The organism is Elongatibacter sediminis, assembly GCF_037892215.1.
GTDB lineage: Bacteria > Pseudomonadota > Gammaproteobacteria > Xanthomonadales > SZUA-36 > Elongatibacter > Elongatibacter sediminis.
The window spans coordinates 1-9,767 of the sequence record NZ_JAZHOG010000021.1 but is presented as its reverse complement, the minus strand read 5'-3'; the positions used below and the strand labels follow the sequence as shown (position 1 = coordinate 9,767).

The 9,767-nt window shown below is 63.6% G+C and carries 8 protein-coding genes; 5 read left to right on the top strand and 3 right to left on the bottom strand.

Going from position 1 to position 9,767, the window contains the following annotated elements:
- Nucleotides 1-440 precede the first annotated feature (440 nt).
- From aptA to V3330_RS19470, 3 genes are all read left to right on the top strand, one after another.
- Nucleotides 441-1,763 (top strand): omega-aminotransferase AptA, encoded by a 1,323-nt coding sequence (gene aptA / locus V3330_RS19480; RefSeq protein ID WP_354697136.1) that lies wholly within the window; start codon nucleotides 441-443, stop codon nucleotides 1,761-1,763.
- 67 nt (nucleotides 1,764-1,830) lie between these two features.
- Entirely contained in the window at nucleotides 1,831-3,360 is a 1,530-nt protein-coding gene (locus V3330_RS19475; protein WP_354697135.1) for a CoA-acylating methylmalonate-semialdehyde dehydrogenase, read from the top strand.
- Entirely contained in the window at nucleotides 3,303-3,755 is a 453-nt protein-coding gene (locus tag V3330_RS19470; protein ID WP_354697134.1) for a hypothetical protein, read from the top strand. Before V3330_RS19475 ends, V3330_RS19470 begins: the two co-directional genes overlap by 58 nt.
- Before the next feature lie 25 nt (nucleotides 3,756-3,780).
- On the opposite strand, the gene V3330_RS19465 is transcribed toward V3330_RS19470, so the two are convergent.
- Together V3330_RS19465 and V3330_RS19460 are read right to left on the bottom strand one after the other, a co-directional pair.
- Nucleotides 3,781-5,055, bottom strand: a complete 1,275-nt coding sequence (locus V3330_RS19465; RefSeq protein WP_354697133.1) for a hypothetical protein — start codon at nucleotides 5,053-5,055, stop codon at nucleotides 3,781-3,783.
- Nucleotides 5,056-5,139: 84 nt separating this feature from the next.
- A complete protein-coding gene (locus V3330_RS19460) occupies nucleotides 5,140-5,706 on the bottom strand; it encodes a cob(I)yrinic acid a,c-diamide adenosyltransferase (protein ID WP_354697132.1) in 567 nt (188 codons plus the stop codon).
- A gap of 567 nt (nucleotides 5,707-6,273) precedes the next feature.
- On the opposite strand from V3330_RS19460, the gene V3330_RS19455 reads away from it, so the two are divergent.
- Entirely contained in the window at nucleotides 6,274-8,019 is a 1,746-nt protein-coding gene (locus V3330_RS19455; protein WP_354697131.1) for a DUF885 domain-containing protein, read from the top strand.
- Nucleotides 8,020-8,101: 82 nt separating this feature from the next.
- On the opposite strand, the gene V3330_RS19450 is transcribed toward V3330_RS19455, so the two are convergent.
- Nucleotides 8,102-8,473 carry a DoxX family protein gene (locus V3330_RS19450; protein WP_354697130.1) on the bottom strand — a complete coding sequence of 124 codons (372 nt, stop codon included), beginning with the start codon at nucleotides 8,471-8,473 and terminating at the stop codon, nucleotides 8,102-8,104.
- 243 nt (nucleotides 8,474-8,716) lie between these two features.
- Between V3330_RS19450 and V3330_RS19445 the strand changes: the two genes are divergently transcribed.
- The gene (locus V3330_RS19445; protein WP_354697129.1) at nucleotides 8,717-9,454 is read left to right on the top strand and encodes a M48 family metallopeptidase; all 738 of its coding nucleotides are present in this window, start codon (nucleotides 8,717-8,719) and stop codon (nucleotides 9,452-9,454) included.
- Nucleotides 9,455-9,767 lie beyond the last annotated feature (313 nt).

The following is a 9,767-nucleotide window of genomic DNA, read 5'->3' as shown; positions in this document are numbered from 1 at the left end:
CAAGGCCCCAGGGACGGGTTTATGCCGGGTCCTGGAAGGGGCATGTCACAGCGCGCGGCGGACCTCAGTGGCACCCAACCCCTGAATTTTGAAGAGGCGAAGATTCACTTCCGGGCGAAACAAGAAGGGAAGCGAACCCGGAGTCCGCTGTCCTGGCAGGGGTATGCCAGGGCGAGGTTCGCGTTTGGAGGGTGAGTGGAGGGGAGCGGGCGGTGGGTCAACTTGTGTCCGCATGGTGTTACATTGGCCTGCGGAATTACTGGGCGGGCTACTGTTTCGGTGCAGCCTGCGAGGTGGTCCGCATCAAGAGCCAAGCTAAATATTCGACGAGACTGGTGAAAAAGCGTTGAATATGGCTGGAATTTGCTTTTGAATGTTTAATATAATAGACGAAAAACCCGAGCCCTGTTTCAGAATATCCGCCAATAACGAGGTCCGACATGAGCGTTTCTTCCGCATCCCTCGATGCCTACTGGATGCCCTTTACCGCCAACCGCGATTACAAGAAAGAACCCCGGGTGATCACCGGAGCCGAAGGGCACTGGTACCTGACTGACGACGGCCGGCGGATCTACGATATGTTCTCCGGGCTATGGTGCAGCGGCCTGGGTCATTGCCATCCGAAAATTGTCGAAGCGGTGCAGAAACAGGTGGCGAAACTCGATTACTCCATGGGCTTTCAGGCCGCGCACGACCGGGTGTTCGAGTTGGCCGAGCGGGTCACGGGCCTGGCGCCGGAGGGGCTGGATCACATTTTCTTCACCAACTCGGGATCCGAGTCGGTCGACACCGCGCTGAAGATCGCGCTGGCTTATCATCGTGCCCGGGGCGAAGGTCACCGGACCCGTCTGATCGGCCGTGAGCGCGGTTACCACGGCGTGAATTTCGGTGGCATGTCTGTGGGTGGCATGTCGCCCAACCGCAAGGCTTTCGGGGCCAGCCTGCTGGGGTGTGTCGATCACATGAGGCATACCTGGGACCTGGAACATCAGGCCTACAGCCGCGGCATGCCGGAATGGGGCGGGCACTTCGCCGACGACCTCGAACGGTTGGCCGGACTGCACGACGGCGGCAATATCGCCGCGGTCATCGTGGAGCCGGTGGCCGGTTCGACCGGTGTGCTGGTCCCGCCGGTGGGTTACCTCGAGCGCCTGCGGGAAATCTGCGACCGGCACGGCATCCTGCTGATATTCGACGAAGTGATCACCGCATTCGGGCGGGTTGGCACGGCCTTCGGCGCAGAGCGTTTCGGGGTCAAGCCGGACCTGATCACCATGGCCAAGGGACTGACCAACGGCGTTGTGCCCATGGGCGGTGTCCTGGTCGACGAAAAGATCCACGAAGCCTTCATGAACGGGCCGCCAGCCGCCATCGAACTGTTCCATGGATACACCTACTCCGGCCACCCGGTCGCGGCGGCCGCGGGCGTCGCGGCGATGGATGTGTATGCCGAGGAGGGCACGTTCGATCAGTCGCGAGGCCTGGAATCTCACTTCGAGGACCTGCTGCATTCATTCAAAGGCCATCCGATGGTCAAGGATGTGCGCAATTTCGGCCTGATGGGCGCCATCGAGCTGGTGTCCAGGGACGGCGCCCCCGGCGCGCGCGGCCTGCAAGTCCACAAGAAGGGTTTCTGGGAAGCGGGTGTGGTGATTCGAAACGGCATGGACGTGCTGCAATTCTCCCCGTTTTTGAATTCCGACCCGGACGAAATGACTCAGAGCTTCGAGAAGGTTCGGGGGCTGCTGGACTCGCTCGACTAGACTACAAAGGAGACGAGCCGCCGGCGCAGATCGGATCCGGCGCGTTCGCGAACCAGAGGATCATGCAATGAATACCGAAGCCGCACAGGCGATCGAGACTGCCGAAACCGTCGGCCACTTCATCGGCGGACGCAAGGTGCCGGGGACTGGCCGATCCCAGGCGGTTTACAACCCCGCCACCGGTGAGGTCGCGCGCCAGGTGGCTCTGGCCGATCAGGCCACGGTCGAGTTGGCCATCGAGGCCGCACACGCCGCGTTTCCAGCGTGGCGTGCGATGCCGCCCATGAAGCGGGCCCGCATCATGTTCCGCTTCAAGGAGCTGCTGGAGCGGCATGCCGACGAGGTGGTGGCGCTGATTACCGAGGAGCACGGCAAGGTGCTCAACGACGCCCTGGGCGAATTTCAGCGGGGTGTCGAGATCGTGGAATATGCCTGCGGGGCGCCGGAATTACTCAAGGGTGAACACTCGAAGAATGTCGGACCGGCCATCGATAGCTGGAGTGAATTCCAGCCGCTGGGCGTCGTCGCCGGCATTACTCCGTTCAATTTTCCCGCCATGGTGCCGATGTGGATGTACCCGATGGCGCTGGTCTGCGGCAACACCTTCGTGCTGAAACCGTCGGAGCGTGACCCGTCGGCACCGTTGTTCATCGCCGGCCTGCTGCGCGAGGCGGGACTGCCTGACGGTGTATTCAATGTCGTCAACGGAGACAAGGAAGCGGTTGATACCCTGCTGGCCGATCCCCGGGTGCAGGCCGTGTCTTTCGTCGGCTCGACACCCGTGGCCGAAGCCATCTACCGCACGGGAACGGCCAACGGCAAGCGGGTGCAGGCACTGGGTGGAGCGAAGAACCACGCCATCGTGATGCCGGACGCGGACATGGACAATGCCGTGTCGGCCCTGATGGGCGCGGCCTACGGCTCGTGCGGCGAGCGTTGCATGGCCATTTCGGTGGCGGTTGCGGTGGGCGAGGAAACCGCCGATACCCTGGTCGGCAAATTGAAGCAGGAACTCACCGGTTTGCGGGTGGGTCCGGGTGTCGACAACGACAATGACATGGGGCCGCTGGTCACCCGGCCGCACTGCGACAAAGTTCGGGGTTACATCGACCTCGGCGTAGAAGAAGGTGCCGATCTGGTGGTCGACGGACGCGGTCTCGAGGTCAAGGGAAACGAACAGGGATTCTTCCTGGGCGGCACCCTGTTCGACCGGGTGCGTCCGGACATGAAAATCTACCAGGACGAAATTTTCGGTCCCGTGCTGTGCGTGGTGCGGGTGGGCAGCATGCAGGAAGCGATGGACCTGATCGATGCCCACGAGTACGGCAACGGCACCTGCATTTTCACCCGTGACGGCGAAGCGGCGCGCTACTTCTCGGATAACATCCAGGTCGGCATGGTCGGGGTCAATGTGCCATTGCCGGTGCCGGTGGCCTACCACAGCTTCGGCGGCTGGAAACGCTCGCTGTTCGGTGATCTGTTCGCCTACGGCCCGGACGCCATCCGGTTCTACACCCGGCGCAAGACCGTCACCCAGAGATGGCCGTCGGGCGGCGTGCGCGAGAAGGCGAAATTCACGTTTCCGGGCTGTTCCTGACCAGCGTCCGTTACGGCCTGGTCTATTTCCTGCTGGTCTTCGGCGCCGGTTTTGCGCTGGCGCCCGTGCGCGAGCTCGTGCTGGCCCCGGCAATCGGGCCCCTGTGGGCCGAACTGTTCGAGATGCCGGTGATGGCAGCCTTCATCTGGCTGGCGGCGGGATGGGTGGTGCGCCGCCCGGGCATGGCCGGGCGCGCCGCTATGTGTCTGGTTGCCGGGCTGTTGGCGCTGGCATTGATGGTGTTGGCTGAACTGAGCGTCGTCTGGCTGGTGCGTGGCATGACGCTGGCCGAATACGCGGCGTCGCGTGAGCCGGTGACGGGAGTCATCTACCTGGCGATGTTGCTGGTTTTCGCTTTGCTGCCGTGGCTGCGGTCCGGGCCGGGACGCGGCTGAAGCCGCGCCCCGTTGCGGGCCCGATTCAGCGGCCCTGCATGGCACAGGCCATGAACTGTTGCATGCACTGCATCATGCACATGGCCTGGCCCTGGTTTTCGGCATTGGCCGCGTCTTCGCCCTGTTCCTGCAGGCGCTTGAAGGCTTCGCAGCTGCAATCGCAGGCCTGAGGCAACTGACCGCCCTGGCTGTTGCCGCCGGGTGCGCCGGGGCTGCCCGCGCCTGTGTTGCCGCCGGCCCCGCTGCCCGTGCCCGCCGACCCCGGCATTCCGTTGGCGCCCATGTACGTAATCTCGTAGCCTTCGTCTTCACCGGGCAGGATGCTGGTCCCGCATTCGTCCTGGTCACGATCGTACGTTGAAACGCTCGTGACCCATGACTCCGACTCGCCGCCCTGCATGGTCCGGCCCATGACCTTGGATTCGGTTCTCTGGTAGGTATGAAGCGGCAGGCCGTGTTGTAACTGGCCGACCATGTTCTTCATCAGTCCGCCGTAGAAGGAATTCTCACCCTGGCTGGCCGCGATCTGGCTGGCGAAGTTCTCGTAGAAACTCTGGATGATGTCCAGGCCTTCTACCTCGTCGGAGACCCAGGCGCGGCCGTTGGTGCTCACCGAGACCATGCTGGCCAGCCCGCCCGGGCCCGCGGCCTGCTCGGGGCTGGTCGCCGCCTGGCCCAGGTTGCCGAGTCCGCCGTCCGAGCTGAACGTGTATTCCCGGGCCTCGTAGCCCAGCATCGTGTCGGTCGCTCCGGTCGGCGTCATCTGCAGACCGCCGCTCCATCCCTGGCCCACGGCCTGACGGGTGGCGGAGAGGTCTCGATTGAGTTCGACAGAAAATCCTTCCATCGAAGCGAAGTCGTAGCCTTCCATGTAGGCCTGTGCACTGCCCGGCGGCATGCGGATGGACATGACCTGCGGGGGTGAAGAGAAGATCATGACGCAGCTCTGATACACGGCGCTGAATGACCCGCGTTCCACCTGGCGGTCCTGGGGGCGCACATTGTTGAGGAACTCGTCCACCGCATCCACGATGTCGTTGTACTCGTCGGTGCCGGGATCGATGCCCAGCTTGTGCATGGCCATCGACAAGCCGATGTCCGCGGCATGGCCAAACATCGCCAACTGGTCGTCAGTGACCGGGAACTCCGGCGGATCGTCGGAACTGATGGAATAGCCGGTAACGAATACCGCGTTGTCGGCCACGGCCGGCAGGGCCGAGAATGGCCCCAGGGCCAGCGCGGCCAGCAAGCTGCAGGTCCGATTGATCGATCTTCCTTTGCGTGTGTACTTTCCGTTCATGCGTCCTCCTTGGTTTTCCCTGATCCCTTTGGGCGGGTCTTGATGCCCGCTGAAGGGTTTCGATCTGCGGATTGAAAATCGTGACTACGAAGCGGTCTTTTCGCGCTGGTCGCCGTGCACCCACAGCACCTCGCTGCCGCCATCGGCGCGTGCCAGTGTCCGTGCGAGCACGAACAGCAGGTCCGACAGGCGGTTCAGATAGCGGATGGTGGATTCATTGACGGCCTCGTTATGCGCCAGGCTGACCAGGCGGCGCTCGGCTCGGCGGGCCACGGTACGGGCCAGGTGGCAGCGCGCCGCCGCCTCCGATCCGCCGGGCAGGATGAAGTCCTTGAGCGGCGGCAGGTCGGCGTTGAAGCGATCGAGATCGTCTTCCAGGCCGTCCACGTAGGCGTCCGGTATCAATATGGTTCCCGGCATGCACAGTTCGCCGCCCAGGTCGAACAGTTCGTGCTGCACGCGGGTCAGGCAGGTGCGCACCGGTGCGAAAACATCGGCGGCCAGGACCAGTCCCACCAGGCTGTTGAGCTCGTCCACGGTGCCGTAGGCCTCGACCCGCAGGCTGTCCTTGTCCACCCGTGAGCCGTCGCCCAGGCCGGTGACGCCCTTGTCGCCGGTGCGCGTGTAGATCTTCGAAAGTCGGTTTCCCATGCGGATGATTGTACGGGGGATCGCGTAATTGCTTCCAGTCGCAGGGGGCGTTGGAAACCAGCTCCGGGCGCCCCCGGGTCCGGAAGGCGCTGTGGCAGGGTGTGCCCCCGGGTCCGGAAGGTGCTGTGACAGGGGGTGCCCCCGGGTCCGGAAGGCGCCGTGACAGGGGTCTCCCGGGGGACGGTACGAGTACGTCCCTGTAACCTTCTCCACCGCCGTCCTGGCGGTGAGACCCCCGGGAGACCCCTGTCACGTCCCCTTCCTCGGCTGCAGTGAATCCGATTGCCGAGGGTGTTGGATACGTCCGGTGGGTGCGGCTTGTGATCCTGCAGGGCGGGAGCCAGTGGACGCGGCGGGTACGGTCCGGGACCGTGTGAGGCAGGGACGCCGACCCGAGGCCCCAGGGACGGGTTTACGCCGTGTCCCGGACCGTACCTGTCGCGGCCGCTGGCGTGAACTGGCACAGGGCGTGGCTGCTCCGTCGCTCCCGGCATGACCAATGCCATGGGACTCCGCGCACCGAAGCCGCTAGACTCGCGGCCCATCTGATAACGGGAGAACGCAGCGGTGTCGGCATCCATTCGAGTACTCAGTTGTCTTGCACTGTTCACCTGCAGCTTCTCGGCACTTGCCGGGGAGGCCTGGGTGGAGGAAAGCAACGCCATCACCGCCGAGGTCATGCGCGCACAGGCGCAATTCGCGCCGGAAACTTTTTCCAGCCTGGGGGTCGAGTCGGTGGACGGCGAGATCATGGACTTGCGGGCCGAAACCTACGAGCGTTCGCAACAGCAACTGCTCGACCTGATCGCGATGCTGGAACAACGCGCCACGACTGTCGAGCACCCCAAAGCGGCCCAGGACGTACAGATTCTGATCGGTTCGCTGCGCGATCAACACCGCAGCACCGAGCTTCAGCGCCGCCACATGCTGACGTACTACAACCTGCCGCAGACCCTGTATTTCGGTTTTCGCGCGCTGCTCGACCCACGCAACAATCCCGAGCGTTACCCGGCCGCGCTGGAACGACTGTCGAAATACACCGGTCGTGCGGATGGCTTCGAGCCCCTCACCCGGCTGGCGCGGGACCGTACCGCCGAACGCCTGGCCGACCCCGGACTGCTCGGTCCCTTCCGTTTGGAGATCGAAAACAATCTGGAAAACGTGCCGCGGTTCCTCGCCGGCATGGAATCGACATTCGCCGAATCCGGACTCGAAGGCTGGGAGGACGATCTGGCCCTGCTTTCGGAGCAATTGACCGGGTATGCCGAGTGGCTTCGCACGAACGTGTTGCCGCGCGCCCGCGACGATCACCGGCTACCGGAGGAAATCTATGCCGACAACCTGGCCAATTTCGGCGTCGATCTGGCGCCCCGTGACCTGATCCAGGCCGCACAGCTCGGATTCGCCGACCTGCAGCGGCAGATGCAATCCATCGCGCGGCTGATCGCCGCCGAACGCGGCTGGCCGTCAGCGGACTACCGCGACGTGATCCGCGAACTGAATCGTGACCAAGTTCCGGAAGAAGACGTGCTTGCGGTCTACCGCAATCGTCTGGCCGAACTGGAGGCCATCATCCTGGAACATGACATCGTGACTCTGCCGGATCGGCCAGCCGCCATTCGGCTGGCCACCGAAGCGGAGTCAGCGGCTTCACCGGCACCGTTCATGAGCCCACCGCAGCTGACGGGCGACACCGGCCAGCCCGGTGAATTCGTGCTGGTCACGAGCAACCCCACCGATGAGAGCGGCGAAGCCATGGATGATTTCGGCAGCCTTGCGTCGACGTGGTCTCTGGCCGCGCACGAAGCACGGCCGGGGCACGAGATGCAATTCGCCGCGATGCTGGAGGCCGGGGTGTCCGAGGCGCGGGCGCTGTATGCGTTCAACAGTGCCAACGTCGAGGGCTGGGGCCTGTACGCAGAGGCCATCATGCTTGAATACCTGCCCCTGGATGCGCAACTGTTCGGCCTGCGTTCACGCCTGATGCGGGCAGCCCGCGCGTTCCTGGATCCCATGCTGAATCTCGGCCTGCTCGAACCGGACCAGGCCCTGGAGTTCCTCGTCGACGACGTCGTGCTGTCACGGCCGATGGCCAGACAGGAGGTGGATCGCTATACCTACCGCGCGCCGGGGCAGGCGACTTCCTACTACGTCGGTTACATGAGCCTGATGGCATTGCGGACCGAGGTGGAACTGCGCCTGCGTGATCGTTTTGATCAGCGCGCTTTCCATGATTTTCTGCTGAGCCAGGGCCTGCTGCCGCCGGAACTGCTCCGCCAGGCCGTGCTTGAAGAGTTCGTGCCCGCGCAATAGGCACCGGTCCGGAAGGTCGGCCCACGAGCCACTGGCGGCGGGTCGGCCCGGCGACGGTGGCTCGATCGCCGAAATCCGCGACTCAGCGGGTCATGGCCCGGTCCAGAGAGGCCTTGCCGGCGCCCTCGATCACCAGAGCGAGCGAACACGCCATCAGCAATAACGCCCACTGGTAGCCGCCGTCACCGAACATGCCGTGCGGCAGATGCACCAGAATGACCGCAATCAGCATGGCGAACGCGAGGCCGGCGCTCCACATCCGGGTCAACAGGCCGATGACCAGGCAGGCGCCGCCGAATGTCTCGAAAAACGCCACCAGGAACGCCGCGGCCATGGGAAAGGGCACCCCGATCCCTTCCAGGAAACCCGCCGTGCCGGACAAGGTGCGCTCTCCCACCAATCCGAGCTTGGGCGCACCGTGTCCGATGAAGACGATACCGGTGACGACTCTCATGATGGCGACTCCCCAGCCCGCCCGCGTTTTCATCACAGATCTCAGGTTTATGGCGCTCCTCCGGGATTGAAATCAGCATAACCGCCGAGGCATTGTTTCGCGTGCACATGCAATTGGCAAACCCTTCCCAATTCGCCTGGTCGCATTCAGTCGCCCAGGACCCTTTTTCGGACTTTTCAGCGACCGCGCCCGGTATTAATCTCTGTCGTTCTTCCCCTGGGTCACCACCGTAGGCGAGCCCCCATGAACCGGACGACTGCCCGCTTTCGCCTCCAGGGCCGGGACATCGATTTCGACCTCGTACGCAAGAAGTCGGTGCGCCGCAACGTGTTGGTTCGCTTCGAGGAAAACGGGCGCATGAGTGTGTCGGCGCCGTTGCGGGCCAGCACCCGCGAAGTCCAGCGCATCCTCACCCGCATGCACGATCAGATCGTGGAACTCCGCCAACAGGTGCGAGAACAGAATCGTGGTGTGAAACCCCTGCGTTACCGCCATGGCTCGGACCATTTTTATCTGGGCCGGAGCTACGAACTGGACGTCGTTCGAGTCACTGGCATCGGGCATCGTGTTCACCTGCAATCGCATGGCATCGAAGTCCGGGTCGGCGCCCGGGGTGAAGAACCCGTGCGTGACGCCCTGCTGGCCTGGTACCGGCGCCGGGCCCTGGATTTTTGCGGCGAGCGCATGGACCGGATCGCCGCCAACGCACGCTTTCTGCGCGGCTGCACGTTTGATATGCGCCTGCGGCGGATGAAACGCAGTTGGGGGACGTGCTCGGCGCGGGGCGTCATCACGCTCAACCCCATGCTGATGAAAGCGGCGCCGCGCTATATCGACTACGTAATCGCCCACGAGCTGTGCCACCTCGTCGAGCTGAATCACAGTCCGGCGTTCTACCGGCTCATGGACCGGATCATGCCGGACTGGCCCGCCTTGCGCCGGGGATTGAACGAACGCGCACATCTCTACCTGCGCTGGTAGTTCGCGCTCCAGCCAACGAAGTCCTGGCCAGTTGCCAGCCTGCGACGCTGCCCCCCGGACTTTGAAGACGTTGCCCGTACTCGCCCTGCAGGATCACAAGACGCACTTCCAACGCGATGCAAATGAATGAACGCTGATTGAAACCGCGCTTGAGATTTCGTTTTGAACTGGTGGGTGCCCGTACACGCCAGCGGCCGCGACAGGTACGGTCCGGGACACGGCGTAAACCCGTCCCTGTGTACAGACCGGGGACATAGGTAACAGTTTGTTCGGGTACATGGGTAACACTTATTTTTGATGGCATTGTCGCGGT

What these genes read in the sequence shown, in the direction of transcription:
- V3330_RS19450 (WP_354697130.1), bottom strand. Translation starts at nt 8,473, where the DNA reads ATGAGAGTCGTCACCGGTATCGTCTTCATCGGACACGGTGCGCCCAAG.
- V3330_RS19465 (WP_354697133.1), bottom strand. Translation starts at nt 5,055, where the DNA reads ATGAACGGAAAGTACACACGCAAAGGAAGATCGATCAATCGGACCTGC.
- V3330_RS19460 (WP_354697132.1), bottom strand. Translation starts at nt 5,706, where the DNA reads ATGGGAAACCGACTTTCGAAGATCTACACGCGCACCGGCGACAAGGGC.
- V3330_RS19475 (WP_354697135.1), top strand. Translation starts at nt 1,831, where the DNA reads ATGAATACCGAAGCCGCACAGGCGATCGAGACTGCCGAAACCGTCGGC.
- V3330_RS19445 (WP_354697129.1), top strand. Translation starts at nt 8,717, where the DNA reads ATGAACCGGACGACTGCCCGCTTTCGCCTCCAGGGCCGGGACATCGAT.
- aptA (WP_354697136.1), top strand. Translation starts at nt 441, where the DNA reads ATGAGCGTTTCTTCCGCATCCCTCGATGCCTACTGGATGCCCTTTACC.
- V3330_RS19470 (WP_354697134.1), top strand. Translation starts at nt 3,303, where the DNA reads ATGGCCGTCGGGCGGCGTGCGCGAGAAGGCGAAATTCACGTTTCCGGG.